The sequence below is a fragment of the Nocardia sp. NPDC003183 genome, from assembly GCF_053590715.1.
Genome location: NZ_JBSFTG010000008.1, coordinates 123,475 through 139,099, shown reverse-complemented (window position 1 = coordinate 139,099; position 15,625 = coordinate 123,475). Strand labels below are relative to the sequence as shown.

Here is a 15,625-nt window from a genome sequence, read left to right as displayed (position 1 = left end):
CGGAAAGCCCGATCACCTGATAGATGCCGGTTATCGGGCTTTCCGCCGCGCGCGTGACTCAGTCCTGGGCCGGCTCGAAGACGCTGCTGCCGTAGACGTCCTCGGCGGTGAGCGTGATGAGGTCGGACTTGCCCAGTGGCCGGTCGAGCGCGACCAGCCTGCGGGCCTGCCGCAGCCTGCAGCGTTCGATCGCGTTACGCACGCTGCGCGCGTTGGAGAACCTGGGCTGCTCCATGCGCAGCGTGAGGTACTCGGCGAACGCCTTGTGCGCGTCGTCGTCGAAGGCGAATCCTTCCGACTCCACCATCAGTCCGGCGATCTGGGTCAGTTCCGCATGGTCGTAGTCGGCGAACGTGAGATGGTGCGGCACCCGGGAACTCAGGCCCGGATTGGCGGCGAAGAAGGTCGCCATCCGGTCGGGGTAGCCGGCGAAGATCACCACCAGATCACCGCGCTCGTTCTCCATCTCGGTGAGCAGGATCTCGATCACCTCCTGCCCGTAGTCCCGCTCGTTCTCCGGCCGGAACAGGTAGTAGGCCTCGTCGATGAACAGCACTCCCCCGGCCGCGCGGGCGATCGCCTCCTTGGTCTTGGGCGCGGTGTGGCCGATGAACTGGCCGACCAGGTCGTCGCGGGTGACGGTGTGCACGCGCGGGGCCCTGATGTAGTCGAGCGCGTGCAGGATGGCCGCCATCCGCAGCGCGACCGTGGTCTTGCCGGTGCCGGGACCGCCGGTGAAGCTCATGTGCAACGTGGGCCGCGTGGTGGTGAGCCCGAACCGGCGCCGCGCCCGGTCGACCTGGAGCAGCGAGGCGATCTCGCGGACCCGGCGCTTGACCGAGGCCAAGCCGACCAGCTCGGCGTCGAGCGCGGCCAGGGTGTCGCTCACCCTGGCCGCGGCCTCGTCGGCCGAGAGATCGAGCACCTCGTCGTCGCCCAGAATCGCGGGCTCGGGCGTCTGCTCCTCGACTGCCGTGGTCTGCGCCGCGCCGCCTGCCGACGGTCGGTGGAACCCGAATCCCTTTGGTGTGTCCATCAGTTCACTCGCCCGCGTACCGATCGCCGGTCGGACGGGCGGTGGCGTAGGACTTCACCGAGTACCGCTGGGTGCGGTCGGGACCCTCGACGCGTTCGAGCAGGAAGCCGGGCTCGTGTGCCGGTCGCTGGACGAGGAACGACATCGCGGTGGACTGCCTGCCCAGGGACGCGTCGTAGGCCAGCAGCCGGATGTAGTGCTGCGGGAAGGTGGCCCGGCAATCGGCGAGCTGGGCGAGCACACCGTCGGGTTCGGCCAGGTCGAACATCGGCAGCCCCCACATCTCCCAGTAGACGTTGCGTGGGTGCGGGTCGTCGGTGTACTCCAGCGAGACCGGCCAGCCGTGATCGAGGGCGAACTTCACCTGGGCCGCGATCTCGTCGTCGGTGAGGTCGGGCAGGTAGGAGAAGGTTCCGTAGCGCAGTTTCATCGGGTGCTCCTGGTCAGATCGAGGGCACCGGAGTCGCCACCACATCGGGGGCGTCGGTGCTGGTGTAGTCGAAGGTGATGTCGCCCCAGGTGTCCAGGGCGGCCTGCAGCGGGGTGCAGTGCTTGGCGGCCCTGCGCAGCACGTCGGGTCCTTCGATCAGCAGATCGCGACCTTCGTTGCGCGCCTTGACCATTGCCTCGAGCGCCACCCGGTTGGCCTCGGCGCCCGCGGCGATGCCGTACGGGTGCCCGATGGTGCCGCCGCCGAACTGCAGGATCACGTCGTCGCCGAAAAGGTCGAGGAGCTGGTGCATCTGGCCCGCGTGGATGCCGCCGGAGGCCACCGGCATCACGCCGGGCATCGAGATCCAGTCCTGATCGAAGAAGATGCCGTTGCCGAGATTGCGGGGAACATTGTTGTCGCGCAACGTGTCGTAGAAGCCACGGGTGGTGGCCGGGTCGCCCTCGAGCTTGCCGACGACGGTGCCCGCGTGCACGTGGTCGACACCCATGAGCCGCGACCACTTCCCGATCACCCGGAAGCTCACGCCGTGCGTCTTCTGCCGCGTGTAGGTGGAGTGCCCGGCCCGGTGCAGATGCAGCAGCAGGCCGTTCTCGCGGGCCCAGTGCGCCATCGACTGGATGGCGGTGTAGCCGATGGTGAGGTCGATCATCACCACCACGCTGCCGAGTTCCTTGGCGAGGTTCGCCCGCCGGTACATCTCCTCCATCGTGCCCGCGGTGACATTGAGGTAATGGCCCTTGATCTCGCCGGTTTCGGCCATCGCCCGGTTCACCCCCTCCATCGCGTAGAGGAAGCGGTCACGCCAGCGCATGAAGGGCTGGGAGTTGATGTTCTCGTCGTCCTTGGTGAAGTCGAGGCCGCCGCGACAGGCCTCGTAGACCACGCGCCCGTAGTTGCGGGCCGACAGGCCCAGCTTGGGCTTGATGGTGGCGCCGAGCAGCGGGCGGCCGTACTTGTTGAGCATCTCCCGTTCCATGACGATGCCGTGGGCGGGGCCCTGGAAGGTCTTGGTGTAGGCGACGGGGATGCGCATGTCCTCCAGGCGCAGCGCCTTGAGCGGCTTGAAACCGAAGACGTTGCCGATGATCGAGGAGGTCAGGTTCGCGATGGAGCCTTCCTCGAAGAGGTCGATGTCGTAGGCGATGTAGGCGAAGTACTCACCTGGCCTGCCCGGAACCTCGTCGACCTGGTACGCCTTGGCCTGGTAGTGGCTGTTGGCGGTGAGCCGGTCGGTCCACACGACAGTCCAGGTGGCGGTGGACGATTCGCCCGCGACGGCGGCCGCGGCCTCGATCGGGTCGACGCCGTCCTGGGGGGTGACCCGGAACACGGCGAGCACGTCGGTGTCCTTGGGGATGTAATCGGGGTTCCAGTAACCCATTCCGGCATAACTCTGTACACCTGGATCCCAACGCTCTTTGGTCGCCGCGCCGTCGTTGTCGATCGTCGTCATCGCCGTTCCTTTCGGGTCACGCCTATGAAGCACTTTCAGTGTGTGGGCGCGACTGTTCAGCGACAATGGAATGTTTCCTGTGCACTGTTAAGACATAATTGAATGATGTTCGCCAGCCCCGACCTGCCCGCGGCCGCTACCTGGGGTCGGCTGCGCACCTTCCTCGCCGTGTACGACACCGGGAGTGTGCGTGCCGCCGCGCAGACGTTGCATGTGACGCCGCCGGCGGTGTCGGCCGCGCTCGCCGCACTCGAAGACGCGCTGGGCACAACGCTTTTCGGTAAGTCGGGCCGGGGCATCGTGGCCACGGATTCGGGTGAGATCTTCGCCGTTTACGTGCGCAAGCTGCTCGGGCTGCTCGCGGAGGCGGCCGGGGCGGTGCACGACGCCGATCGCGGACGGGTGCGCATCGGCGCGGTCGCGACGGCCAGTGAGTACGTGCTGCCTGCACTGATGGCCACCTTCGCCCAAGCCCATCCGCACGTGGAACTGTCGCTGTCGGTGCTGACGCGCGGCGAGCTGTTCGCCCGCGCCGCCGACCACGTCTTCGATATCGCCCTGGCCGGTCGACCGCCGCGGGGCTCCGGGCTGGTCACCGCCGCCCAGCGGGCCAACCGGCTGGTGCTGGTCGGGCGGCCCGGGCTGGTCGACGATCCGCTCACCACGCCCTGGCTGCTCACCGGGATCGGCTCCGGCACCCGCGACACCACGCTGTCGTTGCTGAGCCGATTACAGGCCGCGCCACCGCTGCTCACCCTCGGTACCTCGGGCGCCGCCGTGGCCGCGGCACGCGAGGGGCTCGGCGTCACGCTCGTGCACGAGGAGGCCGCGCGCGAGCAACTCGCCTCGGGAGAACTGGTCTCCTACAGCGTGCCGGGCACCCCTCTCGACCGGCCGTGGCACGTCTGCACAACCCAGGAACCGACCGCGGCGACCCGACTGTTCGTGGCGCACCTGTGCGATCCGGAGCAGGTGGGCGCGGCCGCATTTCACACCCGTCCTCGCCCGAAGGGGTGAGGACGACGGCGACCGGATGCTCGCATGCTGGTCGTCATGACGACACTCCCCGCCACCGCCCTCGCCGACGTCGCCCAGCAGCTGACCAGCGGCGGCCGCGGCATTCTCGCCGCCGACGAGTCGATCAAGACCATGTCGTCGCGCCTGGAACAGGAAGGGGTTCCCGCGAGCGCGACCGCCCGGCGCGACTACCGCGAACTGCTGCTCACCGCCGACGGTCTGCCGGAATGGATCAGCGGAATCATCCTGTGCGACGAGACCTTCGGCCAGGATCTCGCCGATGGGCGCCCGTTCCCGATCGCGGCGCGCGAACTCGGCGTCCTGCCCGGCATCAAGGTCGACACCGGCACCACCGCGCTCCCCGGCCAGGGCGGTGCGCTGATCACCGAGGGGCTCGACGGGCTCGGCGCACGGCTGGCCTCCTATGCCGACCGAGGGGCCGCGTTCGCCAAGTGGCGGGCGGTGTTCGACGTGCACACCATCACCCCCTACTCCGCCGCCGCCAACGGGCACGCGCTGGCCCGCTATGCCGCGCTGTGTCAGCAGCACGGCATCGTCCCCATCGTCGAGCCCGAGGTGCTGTGCACCGGCGACCACGACCTCGCGGCCTCGGCGAAGGCGACACGCCTGGCCCTGCGCGCGGTGTTCACCGAACTCGTCGACGCCGCGGTGGATCTCACCGGCATCGTGCTCAAGCCCAACTTCGTCACCCCCGGTCTGGACGCCGCGGCTGCCCCGCCCGCCGACGTCGCGGCCGCGACCTTCGCCGTGCTGCGTGAGCTGGTGCCCGCCGAGGTGGCGGGCATCGCGTTCCTGTCCGGTGGGCATCCCACCTCGCGGGTGTGTGCTTTTCTGAGCGAGCTCGCCGCCGTCGACGAGCGGCCGTGGCCTGTGACATTCTCCTTCGGGCGCGCGCTCGTGAGCGCGGCCCTGCACACTTGGGGTGGAACGAACTCCGAAGTTCCCGCAGCACACCGTGTTCTGCTCCAGAACTGCCGCAACGCCTCTGCTGCCGCCGAGCACACCGCGTAAGCGGGTCCGCTCGGCAGCCGTCCTGAGCGCGGTGGCAACGCGCAGCAGCGGCGCTACCCCTCGGGCACCGCTGCTGCGTTCGTTGGCCGGTGCCCCGCCGCTACTTCAGCGGTAGTTCCACCAGCACCGTGGTTCCGCGTCCCCGCATCGATTCCACGCGCAGCGAGGCTTCGATCAGGGCACAGCGTTCCGCGATCGAGCTCAGGCCGAAATGTTGTTCGCCGTCGGCGTCGGCGGCGCGATGGGCACGCTGCGCTGCCGGGTCGAAACCCGCACCGTCGTCGGAACATCCGAAGATCACCGAGTCGCCGACCCGGCGCAGGGAGAGCACGATCCGTTGCGCATCAGCGTGTTTCACCGCGTTCGCGAGCGCTTCCTGGGCGATCCGGTACAGGGTGGCGGCGGCGTGGTCGGGGATGTCGTCGATGGCGGCGGCGTGATCGACGAGGAATTCGATCGTCGGCGGGCCTTCGCCACTCACCGTGCGCACCAGCGATTCGATCGCGGCGACCAGGCCGAGGTCGTCGAGGACGAGACTGTGCAGGCCCGAGATCGCCGCCCTGGTCGCGTTGTAGGCGAAATCGGCCAGCTCGCGCGCGCTGACGAGTTCGGCGCGGGCCCTGGCGAGATCGCGCAGGCTGGCTCCGTCGGTGACGTCGACGTGGGCGGCGAGTTCGGAGACGGTGAGATCGGCGGCGGACAGGTGGAACGACATCGAGGCCAGGGCGGTGGTGACGCCGTCGTGCAGATCGAAGGCGATGCGTCTGCGTTCGGCCTCCTGAGCGGTGATCGCCTGCTCGACCAGGCGGTCGCGCTCGGTGCGCTGCCGGTTGACGGTGCGGAACAGCCGCTGCGCGTGCAACCACAGGCCGAGCACGCCCGCGTACTGCTGCGCGACGTCGAGGTCGTGCTGCCCGAACGGGTCACGGGGACGGCGGTGCACGGCGAGCACGCCGACCACATCGCCTTCCAGCCCCGGCAGCGGCAGACACATCCGCGCGACCGTCTGCTGCGGATCCAGACGTAGAAGTCTGCGGTGCAGAGCATTACGTGGCGAGTCGTTGTCGAGCAGCACCGGCGTACGAGTGCGGGCCACCAACCCGGTCACCCCGAATCCGACCTGCAACCGCAACGAACCCGCCGAGGGATGCGAAGGCCACAGATCGACGATGCTCAGATCCTGGCCGTCGACGGCGTAGAGCAGCACGCCTTCGGCGCCGAGCAGTGGCGCCAGCTCCGCCGCCGTGGGCACCGCGCCGCTCGCGAAGCTCACCGGAACAGCCCCTCCCGCAACGCGACCGCGATCGCCCCGCTGCGATCGGACACCCCCAGCTTGCGATACAGCCCGCGAATATGGGTTTTCACGGTGTCCTCGCTGACCACCAGCTTGCTCGCGACCGCGCGATTGGAGTGGCCGGAGACCAACAGCCCCAGCACTTCCGACTCACGCTGGGTCAGTCCGAGGTGCGCGCCGGACCAGAACTGGCCCGCGCTGAGCCGGGCCGCGGCCAGCGCCACCCGACCGGCCAGTGCGGCGTCGACCACCGTCTCGCCTTCGCGGACGCGGCACAACTGGGCGACCAGTTCGCGCCCGTCGACCCGCTTGAGAATGTAGCCCGACGCCCCGACGCGCAGCGCCTGGTACAGGTAGTGCTCGTCGTCGTAGACGGTCAGCAACACGACCTTGGTCTCGGGATATTGCAGGGTGATCTGACGGCACAGATCCAAGCCACTGGCCTTGCCGATGCGAACATCGCACAGGACGATATCGGGCCGATGTTCGGCGACCATCCGCAGCGCGGCGGTGTCGGTGGTGGACTGGCCGACGATCATCACGTCGTCGGGAAAGTGTCCGAGCATGGCGTCGAGCCCGTGCAGCACCATTTCGTGATCGTCGACGAGCACAAGCTTCAACGGGGTCGGAGGTAACTCCGGCATCACTCCACCCTACGGCGAGCGGCAGCGCGGCTACGGGCATTGACGAGATCTCACCCGGGCCGCCACCCCCGAGGGGGAGTGCGGCGGGTACGCCGGTGCGGTCCGATGAACGGACCCGATCAGAAAGGCCGCGCCATGCCGGAGTCCTCAGTTCGTCGGCCGCTCATAGTGCCGTCGGTCTTGCCCGCCGATTTCGCCTGCCTCGGTGAAGAAGTGCGCGATCTGTGCGCGGCGGGCGTCGACCGGATCCAATGGGACGTGATGGACGGCGTGTTCGTCCCCAACCTCACCTTCGGTCCCGATGTCATCGCGTCGGCGCGTTCGCACAGCACCGTGGGGTTCGAGGCGCACCTCATGGTGGTGAATCCCGATGGGCTGCTCAGCACGTACGTCGACGCGGGTTGCGAGCTGATCATCGTGCACGCCGAAGCCTGTACGCATCTGCATCGCACGCTCGCCAGGATCCGCGAACTGGGCGCGCGCAGCGGTGTCGCGGTGAATCCGCACACTCCCGTCGAGGTCGTCGCGCATGTGCTGGCCGAGACCGACCTGATCCTGGCCATGACCGTGAATCCGGGTTTCGGTGGGCAGGCCTACATTCCGGCCGTGGAATCGAAGATCGCGCGGTTGCGCCGGATGATCGACGAGTCCGGGTACTCCATCGAGCTCGAAGTGGACGGCGGGATCACCGGTGACACGATCGGCGGCGCGGCCGCGGCCGGCGCCGACGTGTTCATCTCGGGATCGTGGATGTACGGCTGCCCCGAAGGCAAGGCGGCCGCGGTCAAGCGGCTTCGCGATGCCGCCACCGTCGCGGGAGCGGCAGCCTGATGACCGATATCGCGCCAGCGACTTTCACGCCGTCGGTGGAGACCGACCAGCTCGCCGTCGACACCCTGCGCTTCCTCGCGGCCGACATGGTGGAGGCCGCGCAGTCGGGTCACCCCGGCATGCCGATGGGGGCGGCGCCGATGGCGTGGACGCTGTGGAGCCGGCACCTGCGCCATGACCCGGCCGATCCCGAGTGGGCCGATCGGGACCGGTTCGTGCTCTCGGCCGGACACGGGTCGGCGCTGCTGTACGGACTGTTGCACCTGTTCGGCTACGACCTGCCCGTCGAGGAACTGCGGCGCTTCCGGCAACTGGGGTCGCGGACGCCGGGTCATCCCGAGTTCGGGCAGACGCCCGGCGTGGAGTGCACCACCGGCCCGTTGGGTCAGGGGCTGGCGATGGCGGTGGGCATGGCCCTCGCCGAGCGGATGACCGCCGCCCGGTATCCGGAGATCACCGGTCATCGCACCTACGCGATCGTCGGCGACGGCTGCCTGATGGAAGGTGTCAGTCACGAAGTCGCCTCGTTCGCAGGGCATTTGGGGCTCGGCGGGCTGACCGTGCTGTGGGACGACAACGAGATCACCATCGACGGCGCGGTCGGGCGCTCGTGCGGTGACGATCAGGTGGCGCGGTTCGCGGCCTATGGGTGGCATACCGAAGTGGTGCCGGACGGGACCGATATCGAGGCGATCGACGCCGCGCTGACCCGGGCGAAGGGTGATCCCCGGCCGAGCTTTCTCGCGGTGCGCACGGTGATCGGTCACGGTGCGCCCGGCGTCGCCGGAACGCCGAAGGCGCACGGCTCGCCGCTGGGCGCCCAACGACTCGCACAGGCCAAAGAGCTGGCGGGATGGACTCTTCCGCCGTTCACCGTGCCCGAGCAGGTCGAGGCGACGTGCGCGGTGCTGGCCGCGCTCGGTGGTGCGGAGCATGCGACCTGGCTCGAGGAGTTCGCGGCGTTCGACGCCGTCGCGCCGGTGCGCGCCGCCGAGTTCCGGCGCGCCCGTGCGCGACTGCTGCCTGCGGGTTTGCCGGACGCGCTGGAAGCCGTCGCCGCGCGGGCACCGCGCGCCACCCGGCAGTCCTCACAGGCGTGTTTGCACGCGGCGCTGTCGGTGATGCCGGAATTGGTGGGCGGGTCGGCCGACCTGGCCGGGTCGACCGGCACCGTGTGCGGCGAGGTGGTGCATCGCGACGACTTCAGTTCCAGCGCTGTCGCTTTCGGTATTCGCGAGTTCGGGATGGCGGCGATTCTGAACGGGATGAGCCTGCACGGCGGGTTCCGGGTCTTCGGCAGTACGTTCCTGGTGTTCGCCGACTATCTGCGTCCCGCCCTGCGGCTGTCGGCACTGATGGGGCAGCCGGTGATCTATGTGCTCACCCACGATTCCGTCGCGGTCGGCGAGGACGGGCCGACACATCAACCCGTCGAGCAGATCGAGTCGCTCCGGGTGATTCCGGGGCTGCAGGTGTTGCGACCGGCCGACGATGCGCAGACCGCTCTCGCTTGGGAACTCGCGCTGAGCCGGGTCGACGGACCGACCGCGCTGATCCTGTCCCGCCAGTCACTGCCCCAGCTGGAACTCGCGGAGAGTGCTACCTGGCCACGCATTCCGGGCGCCGATAGTGCGCCCTCGACAGCCGACGCGGTCGGCACGGCGGCAGGCAGACCATCCACAGCAGCGCTTCCCAGCATCCACATCGTCGCTACCGGTTCGGAAGTCGCACTGGCGGTCGCCGCCGCCGAGCAGCTACGGGCGGAAGGGTTCGCCGTGCGGGTGGTGTCGGTGATGGATCGGACGCGCTTCACCCGCGACGCCGCGTCGCACACCATCAGCATCGAGGCGGGAAGTACGGCAGGCTGGACCGGGCTGGTCGACCTGGCGATCGGGATCGACGACTTCGGGCACAGCGGCCCCGGCGACGAGGTCATGGCCTGTCACGGATTCACCGTGCGCGCCGTACTCGACCGGATTCGCGAATACCTCGACGGTGCGCCGTGACTCGCCTGCGGGCGGTGATCTTCGACGTCGACGGCACCCTGGTCGACAGCGAGCGCGACGGCCATCGGGTGGCTTTCAACGCGGCCTTCGCCGAGGCGGGTCTTCCGGATCACTGGGCGGTCGAGGAGTACGGGAAGCTGCTGAAGGTGGCCGGGGGCGCGCAACGGCTGGCGTTCTGGTTCGAACAGCAGGGCAGGCCCGTCGAGCAAGCGCGGGCGCTCGCGCATCAGGTGCACCGCACCAAGACCCGCATCATGCGGCAGATGGCAGCGGACGGGCACATCCGTGCCCGTCCGGGCGCGCGGGAACTGATCGAACGGCTCCGGTCGCACGGTGTCCGGTTGCACGTGGCGACCACCGGCACCCGCGCGTGGGTCGAACCCTTGCTGAAGCACGCTTTCGGTGAGCCGTTCGACACCGTGACCACCGGCACCGAAGTGCCCGTCCTGAAGCCGAGCCCCGCGGTGTATCTGGATGTCCTGATCCAGACCGGACTGTCCCCCGATCAAGCAGTGGCCGTGGAGGACTCGTCCAACGGCGTGCGGTCGGCGGTGGCCGCGGGACTGCGGTGCGTGGCCGCCCAGAACGCCTACACGCGCACCGACGACCTCTCGGCGGCAGTGCTGGTCGCCGACGGGCTCGACGACCCGGAGCTGGTGACATGGTTCGACGGCCACCTCGCCTGAGGTGGCTGTCGAATCGGGCTCAGCGCGTGCGGCCGCGACGTTCCATGAGCCGCAACAGCATCGGCGTGAAGATCAGCTGCATCGCCAGGTCCATCTTCCCGCCGGGACACACGATCGTGTTCGGGCGCGACATGAACGAGTCGTGCAGCATCGACAGCAGATACGGGAAGTCGATGCCGTGCGGGTCGGCGAACCGGATCACCAGCATCGACTCATCTGGCGTCGGAATAGTCCGGGCCACAAAGGGATTCGATGTGTCGACCACGGGAACCCGCTGGAAGTTCACATGGGTGCGGGAGAACTGCGGGCACATGAAATTCACGTAGTCGTGCATGCGGCGCAGGATCGTCTCGGTCACCGCCTCGGTGGAGTAGCCGCGCTTGTCCTTGTCGCGGTGCAGCTTCTGGGTCCACTCGAGGTTGATCACCGGCACCACCCCGATGAGCAGGTCCGCGTACTGTGCCACGTCGACCTGTTCGTTGGCGACCGCCCCGTGTAGGCCCTCGTAGAACAGCAGGTCGGTGCCGGGGCGCAGGTCCTCCCACGGTGTGAAGGTGCCGGGTTCCTGGTCGTAGGGCGCCGCTTCCTCCTTGTCGTGCAGGTACTTTCGCACCCGGCCCGTACCGGTCTCGCCGTAGCCGCGGAACAGCTTCTCGAGGTCTTCGAACAGGTTGGCCTCCGCGCCGAAATGGCTGAAGGTGTGGTCACCGTCCGACAGCGCTCGCGCCAGCTCCTCCTTCATCCCGGCCCGGTCGAACCTGTGGAAGCTGTCGCCCTCGACGTACGCGGCGTCGATGCCTTCCCTGCGGAAGATCGAATCGAACGTGCGCATCACCGACGTTGTTCCGGCACCGGATGACCCGGTGATGGCGACGACAGGGTGCTTGGCGGACATGAATCTCCTCCTCAGGTGGTGGAACGGTAGAGACCGCGGAGACCGAACAGCGGACTCCACTGACCGTCGGGCTCCTCGGCCGCGTCGGCGTGATATCTCACGATGCGCGCTACCTCGTCGCGGGAACCGAAAATGAACGCGATCCGCTGGTGCAGTTCGGTGGGGACGACGTCGAGGATGCGCTCGCGACCGGTCGAGGCCAGGCCGCCGGCCTGCTCGATCAGAAAGGCGATGGGGTTGGCCTCGTAGAGCAGCCGCAGTCTGCCCGCCTTGGCCGGGTCCTTCGAGTCGCGCGGGTACAGGAACACCCCGCCCCGGGTCAGGATGCGGTGGGTTTCGACCACCAGCGACGCCACCCAGCGCATGTTGAAGTCCTTCTCGCGCGGACCCGTCGCGCCCGCCAGGCATTCGTCGATGTAGCGGCGCACGGCCGGTTCCCAGAATCGACGGTTGGAACTGTTGACCGCGTACTCCGAGGTGGACTCCGACAGCCGCAGGTTCTGCCCGGTCAGGAAGAACTCGCCCAGTTCGGGATCGAGAGTGAAGGCGTGCACGCCGGTGCCGACGGTGAGCACGAGTTGCGTCGCGGGGCCGTAGATCGCGTAGCCTGCGGCGACCTGCTCGGTGCCGGGCTGCAGGAAGTCCACCGTCGTCGCGTCGATGCCGGGGTTCGGGGCGCGCAGAATCGAAAAGATGCTGCCCACAGCGACATTCACGTCGATATTGGACGAACCGTCGAGCGGGTCGAACGCCAGCAGGTATTTGCCGCGCGGATAGTCGGGCGGGATCGCATACGGGTCGTCGAGCTCCTCCGACACCATTCCCGCCAGCTGGCCGCCCCATTCGTTGGCGCGCAGGAACAGCTCGTTGGCGACCAGGTCGAGCTTCTGCTGCTGCTCACCCTGCACATTCACCACACCGGCGCCGCCGAGGACGCCGGTGAGCGCACCGGAGGCGATGCGCTTGGAGATCGCCTTGCAGGCCAGCGCGACGTCGAGGATCAGGGAATTGAGCTCACCGCTGGAACCGGGATGGCGCCTGCGCTCTTCGATGAGGAATTGGGTCAACGTCGTGCGATCGGTCAGCATCTTTCGAGGACACCACCGCACCCCCCGGGCGGACATCCACCCGGGGGGTGAATCGCGGGGGTGGTTACCGCGATTCGTCGCCTCAGAAGGCCGGGACCGCTTGCGCGGCCGTTACCTCCTCGGACGTGTGCCGCTTGCGCAGCACGGTGACGCCGACGACCAGGGCCGCGGCGAGCAGTCCGGCCGCGACGGTGAACGCCAGCCGGTATCCGCTGGTCAGAGCGGCAGCGTCGGACGCTCCGGCCACCAGTTCGGTGCCGGTCCGTGCGGCGGCGAGGGTGGACAACACCGCGACGCCGATCGCCATGCCGACCTGCTGGGTGGTGTTGAACAGCCCCGAGGCCAGGCCGGCGTCGTCGGCGTCGGCGCCCGACATGCCCAGCGCGGTGAGTGCGGGCAGCACCAGCCCGCCACCGGAGACGGCCACCATCACCGGCAGCACGTCGGTGAGGTAGCCGGCGTCGACCGGAAGCCGCGTCAGCCACGACATCCCGGCCAGCAACAGGGACAGACCCGCGATGAGCACGGCCCGCTCACCGAAGCGGGTGATCAGGCGGGCAGAGGCGAACAGCGACACCCCGCCGATGGCGACGGCGGCGGGCAGCATGGCCAGGCCGGTCTGCACGGCGTTGTAGCCCAGCACCTTCTGCAGGTAGAGCGCGACGATGATCTGGAAGGCGAACATGGCCGCGAGAGTGAGCATCTGGACCACATTGGCGCCGGAGACCGTGCGGGAGCGAAAGATTCGCAACGGCAGCAGCGGGTTGGTCGCGGTGGCCTGACGGAGGACGAAGGCCGCGAGCAGTGCGGCGGCGAGTGCACCGAGGCCGAGAGTGTGCGCCGAGACCCAGCCGTACCGTTCGACTTCGACGACGGTGTAGATGCCGAGCATCAGTCCGACGGTAACCAGGGCCGCACCCAGCACATCGGCGCCGGCGGACCAGCCGAGGCCGCGGTCGGCGGGCAGCGCTCGCACCGCCACCAGCACGGTCAGCACGCCGATCGGCACGTTGATCAGGAAGATCCAGTGCCAGTTCAGCGCGTCGGTGAGCACGCCGCCGAGCACCTGTCCGATCGAGGCGCCCGCGGCGCCCGTGAAGCTGAAAACACCGATGGCCGTTGCCCGTTGGCGGGGTTCGGTGAAGATCGTCACCAGGATGCCGAGGACCACCGAGGCGGCGATCGCGCTGCCGACGCCCTGCAGGAATCGGGCCCCGACCAGCACGGTGGGGGTGGTCGCGACGCCTGCCAGCACCGAGGCCGCGGTGAAGACGACGGTGCCGGTGATGAACATCGTCTTGCGGCCGATCAGGTCGCCGAGGCGTCCCGCCAGCAGGAGCAGACCGCCGAAAGCGATCAGGTAGGCGTTCACGGTCCAGCTCAGGCCGGCCGGCGAGAAGCCGAGGTCCTCCTGGATCGCCGGCATGGCGACGGTCACGATGCTGCCGTCGAGGATGGTCATCAGCATCGCGGCCGACAGCACCGCGAGAGCGGTGCGCTGGGACTTGGTCATGGGGTCATCTCCTGCTCGAAGCGAACAAGAGAGACCGTACTAGATAGTTCCGTAGCAGACAATCTATAACGGACTATTGCCTCGCACGACGCGCGGGCGCAGCGTCGACCACAGTCGACAGATGCCCTTCCACCAGGTGATTCAGTGCACGCAACAGGGATTCACGCTCCGCCTTCGGCAGCGAGCCGAGCGCTCCCCGATGGACGCCGTCGACGATCTCGGTACTGCGCGTGGCAAGTTGGGCACCGGCCGGAGTCACCGAGATGATGCGCGCGCGACGGTCGGCGCTCGACGGCTTCCGTTCGGCCAGACCCGCCTTCTCCAGCGCGTCGACGGTGACGACCATGGTCGTCTTGTCCATATCGCCGAGTTCGGCGAGCTGAGCCTGGGTGCGCTCGGCCTCCAGCGCGTGGACCAGCACGCAGTGCATGCGGGCCGTGAGCCCGATCTCGGCCAGCGCCGCCGCCATCTGCGTACGCAGGACGTGGCTGGTCCGGTCCAGCAGGAAGGACAGGTCGGGTTCGGCGCGCGCGGTCGCCAGAGCGGTCATACCGCTCATTATAGTTTTGTCATAGATAATCCGCATACATCCATAAGCCGGGGAATGTTATCGGACTGCGGTCCGTTTAGATGGGGACCACATCCCGAAGAGAGGTTCACATGGAACTGGGGCTCACCACCTTCGCCGAGCTGTACCCGACCGGCGACCGGCCCGCGCCGACCGCCGCCGAGCGGCTGCGCCAGGTGGTCGACGAGGCCGTCGCGACCGAGGCCGCCGGGCTCGATGTGTACGGCGTGGGTGAACATCATCGCCGGGATTTCGCCGCGTCCTCCCCCGCTGTCGTCCTGGCCGCCGCGGCCGCCAGGACCGAGCGCATCCAGTTGACCAGCGCGGTGACCGTGCTCAGCTCCGACGACCCGGTGCGCGTATACCAGGACTTCGCCACGCTCGACGGGCTGTCGAACGGGCGCGCGGAGTTGATGGCGGGGCGCGGGTCGTTCACGGAGTCGTTCCCACTGTTCGGCTACGACCTGTCCGATTACGACGCGCTCTTCGAAGAGAAGCTGGCGCTGCTGCTGCGGGTGCGCGAGGAAGGCCCGGTCACGTGGACCGGGCGATTCCGGGCACCGCTGCACGACGCCACGGTGTATCCGCGCACCGATGATCGACCGCTGCCGGTGTGGATCGCGGTCGGCGGCAGTCCCGAATCGGTGATCCGCGCCGGGCTGCTGGGTCTACCGCTCGCCCTCGCGATCATCGGCGGTCAGCCGGCACGGTTCAAGCCGCTGGTCGAGCTGTATCACCGGGCGCTGACCGAAGGCGGCCACGAGAAGCAGCCCGTCGCGGTGCACGCGCACGGGTATGTCGCCGACACCGACGCCCAGGCAGTCGCCGAGTTCTACCAGCCCTACGCCGGGGCGATGTCGGTTATCGGCCGGGAGCGCGGCTGGGGACCGATGACGCGCGAACAGTTCGACGCGCTGCGTTCGCAGAGCGGTTCCCTGTTCGTCGGCACCCCCGACTACGTGGCAGGCAAGATCGCCGAGGTCCGCGACACTCTCGGCCTCGACCGCTTCATGCTGCACACCAGCGTCGGGACGCTGCCGCCCGAGCAGGTGCTGCACAGCATCGAACTGCTGGGCACGAAGGTGGCCCCGCAGGTGCGGTGAGCAGG

At 68.5% G+C, this 15,625-nt stretch carries 15 protein-coding genes; 6 read left to right on the top strand and 9 right to left on the bottom strand.

The genetic code is table 11. The features are described from left to right. Window positions 1–58: 58 nt before the first annotated feature. Genes ACWDXS_RS23135 through ACWDXS_RS23125 form a run of 3 tightly spaced genes read right to left on the bottom strand, consistent with a single transcriptional unit; the run spans window position 59 to window position 2,943 of the window. The gene (locus ACWDXS_RS23135) at window positions 59–1,036 is read right to left on the bottom strand and encodes an AAA family ATPase (protein WP_378992281.1); all 978 of its coding nucleotides are present in this window, start codon (window positions 1,034–1,036) and stop codon (window positions 59–61) included. 4 nt (window positions 1,037–1,040) lie between these two features. Next, the gene (locus tag ACWDXS_RS23130; RefSeq protein WP_378992280.1) at window positions 1,041–1,466 is read right to left on the bottom strand and encodes a ribulose bisphosphate carboxylase small subunit; all 426 of its coding nucleotides are present in this window, start codon (window positions 1,464–1,466) and stop codon (window positions 1,041–1,043) included. Window positions 1,467–1,479: 13 nt separating this feature from the next. Beyond that, a complete protein-coding gene (locus ACWDXS_RS23125) occupies window positions 1,480–2,943 on the bottom strand; it encodes a form I ribulose bisphosphate carboxylase large subunit (protein WP_378992279.1) in 1,464 nt (487 codons plus the stop codon). Window positions 2,944–3,048: 105 nt separating this feature from the next. On the opposite strand from ACWDXS_RS23125, the gene ACWDXS_RS23120 reads away from it, so the two are divergent. Both ACWDXS_RS23120 and ACWDXS_RS23115 read left to right on the top strand, forming a co-directional pair. Continuing rightward, a complete protein-coding gene (locus ACWDXS_RS23120) occupies window positions 3,049–3,960 on the top strand; it encodes a LysR family transcriptional regulator (protein ID WP_378992277.1) in 912 nt (303 codons plus the stop codon). Between the two features lie 36 nt (window positions 3,961–3,996). Then, entirely contained in the window at window positions 3,997–4,992 is a 996-nt protein-coding gene (locus ACWDXS_RS23115) for a class I fructose-bisphosphate aldolase (RefSeq protein ID WP_449968564.1), read from the top strand. A gap of 100 nt (window positions 4,993–5,092) precedes the next feature. Here ACWDXS_RS23115 and ACWDXS_RS23110 read toward each other — a convergent pair whose 3' ends face one another. Continuing rightward, entirely contained in the window at window positions 5,093–6,265 is a 1,173-nt protein-coding gene (locus ACWDXS_RS23110; RefSeq protein ID WP_449968561.1) for a GAF domain-containing sensor histidine kinase, read from the bottom strand. Then, window positions 6,262–6,930 (bottom strand): response regulator, encoded by a 669-nt coding sequence (locus tag ACWDXS_RS23105; RefSeq protein WP_378992271.1) that lies wholly within the window; start codon window positions 6,928–6,930, stop codon window positions 6,262–6,264. The genes ACWDXS_RS23110 and ACWDXS_RS23105 overlap by 4 nt, the downstream gene beginning before the upstream one ends. A 105-nt stretch (window positions 6,931–7,035) precedes the next feature. Between ACWDXS_RS23105 and rpe the strand changes: the two genes are divergently transcribed. From rpe to ACWDXS_RS23090, 3 genes are read left to right on the top strand one after another with little or no spacing between them, the layout of a single operon-like run. Then, on the top strand, window positions 7,036–7,761 hold the full coding sequence (rpe, locus tag ACWDXS_RS23100) for a ribulose-phosphate 3-epimerase (protein ID WP_387442241.1): 726 nt from the start codon (window positions 7,036–7,038) through the stop codon (window positions 7,759–7,761). Beyond that, a complete protein-coding gene (tkt, locus tag ACWDXS_RS23095) occupies window positions 7,761–9,767 on the top strand; it encodes a transketolase (RefSeq protein ID WP_449968557.1) in 2,007 nt (668 codons plus the stop codon). Before rpe ends, tkt begins: the two co-directional genes overlap by 1 nt. Continuing rightward, the gene (locus ACWDXS_RS23090; RefSeq protein WP_387442237.1) at window positions 9,764–10,453 is read left to right on the top strand and encodes an HAD family hydrolase; all 690 of its coding nucleotides are present in this window, start codon (window positions 9,764–9,766) and stop codon (window positions 10,451–10,453) included. The genes tkt and ACWDXS_RS23090 overlap by 4 nt, the downstream gene beginning before the upstream one ends. A gap of 19 nt (window positions 10,454–10,472) precedes the next feature. Here ACWDXS_RS23090 and ACWDXS_RS23085 read toward each other — a convergent pair whose 3' ends face one another. The 4 genes from ACWDXS_RS23085 to ACWDXS_RS23070 form a co-directional block, all read right to left on the bottom strand. Next, a complete protein-coding gene (locus ACWDXS_RS23085) occupies window positions 10,473–11,348 on the bottom strand; it encodes a phosphoribulokinase (protein ID WP_378992266.1) in 876 nt (291 codons plus the stop codon). 11 nt (window positions 11,349–11,359) lie between these two features. Next, window positions 11,360–12,436, bottom strand: a complete 1,077-nt coding sequence (locus tag ACWDXS_RS23080) for a class 1 fructose-bisphosphatase (protein ID WP_449968553.1) — start codon at window positions 12,434–12,436, stop codon at window positions 11,360–11,362. Window positions 12,437–12,518: 82 nt separating this feature from the next. Next, on the bottom strand, window positions 12,519–13,949 hold the full coding sequence (locus ACWDXS_RS23075) for a DHA2 family efflux MFS transporter permease subunit (RefSeq protein ID WP_449968550.1): 1,431 nt from the start codon (window positions 13,947–13,949) through the stop codon (window positions 12,519–12,521). A gap of 73 nt (window positions 13,950–14,022) precedes the next feature. Then, window positions 14,023–14,499, bottom strand: a complete 477-nt coding sequence (locus ACWDXS_RS23070) for a MarR family winged helix-turn-helix transcriptional regulator (RefSeq protein ID WP_449968547.1) — start codon at window positions 14,497–14,499, stop codon at window positions 14,023–14,025. Between the two features lie 110 nt (window positions 14,500–14,609). Here ACWDXS_RS23070 and ACWDXS_RS23065 point away from each other — a divergent pair, with 110 nt between their 5' ends. Continuing rightward, the gene (locus ACWDXS_RS23065; RefSeq protein WP_378992258.1) at window positions 14,610–15,620 is read left to right on the top strand and encodes an LLM class flavin-dependent oxidoreductase; all 1,011 of its coding nucleotides are present in this window, start codon (window positions 14,610–14,612) and stop codon (window positions 15,618–15,620) included. The last annotated feature ends 5 nt before the right edge of the window (window positions 15,621–15,625 follow it).

Coding starts and splice junctions, on each gene's coding strand:
- ACWDXS_RS23135 (WP_378992281.1), bottom strand. CDS start 1,036: ATGGACACACCAAAGGGATTCGGGTTCCACCGACCGTCGGCAGGCGGC.
- ACWDXS_RS23130 (WP_378992280.1), bottom strand. CDS start 1,466: ATGAAACTGCGCTACGGAACCTTCTCCTACCTGCCCGACCTCACCGAC.
- ACWDXS_RS23125 (WP_378992279.1), bottom strand. CDS start 2,943: ATGACGACGATCGACAACGACGGCGCGGCGACCAAAGAGCGTTGGGAT.
- ACWDXS_RS23120 (WP_378992277.1), top strand. CDS start 3,049: ATGTTCGCCAGCCCCGACCTGCCCGCGGCCGCTACCTGGGGTCGGCTG.
- ACWDXS_RS23115 (WP_449968564.1), top strand. CDS start 3,997: ATGACGACACTCCCCGCCACCGCCCTCGCCGACGTCGCCCAGCAGCTG.
- ACWDXS_RS23105 (WP_378992271.1), bottom strand. CDS start 6,930: ATGCCGGAGTTACCTCCGACCCCGTTGAAGCTTGTGCTCGTCGACGAT.
- rpe (WP_387442241.1), top strand. CDS start 7,036: ATGAACGGACCCGATCAGAAAGGCCGCGCCATGCCGGAGTCCTCAGTT.
- tkt (WP_449968557.1), top strand. CDS start 7,761: ATGACCGATATCGCGCCAGCGACTTTCACGCCGTCGGTGGAGACCGAC.
- ACWDXS_RS23085 (WP_378992266.1), bottom strand. CDS start 11,348: ATGTCCGCCAAGCACCCTGTCGTCGCCATCACCGGGTCATCCGGTGCC.
- ACWDXS_RS23080 (WP_449968553.1), bottom strand. CDS start 12,436: ATGCTGACCGATCGCACGACGTTGACCCAATTCCTCATCGAAGAGCGC.
- ACWDXS_RS23075 (WP_449968550.1), bottom strand. CDS start 13,949: ATGACCAAGTCCCAGCGCACCGCTCTCGCGGTGCTGTCGGCCGCGATG.
- ACWDXS_RS23070 (WP_449968547.1), bottom strand. CDS start 14,499: ATGACCGCTCTGGCGACCGCGCGCGCCGAACCCGACCTGTCCTTCCTG.
- ACWDXS_RS23065 (WP_378992258.1), top strand. CDS start 14,610: ATGGAACTGGGGCTCACCACCTTCGCCGAGCTGTACCCGACCGGCGAC.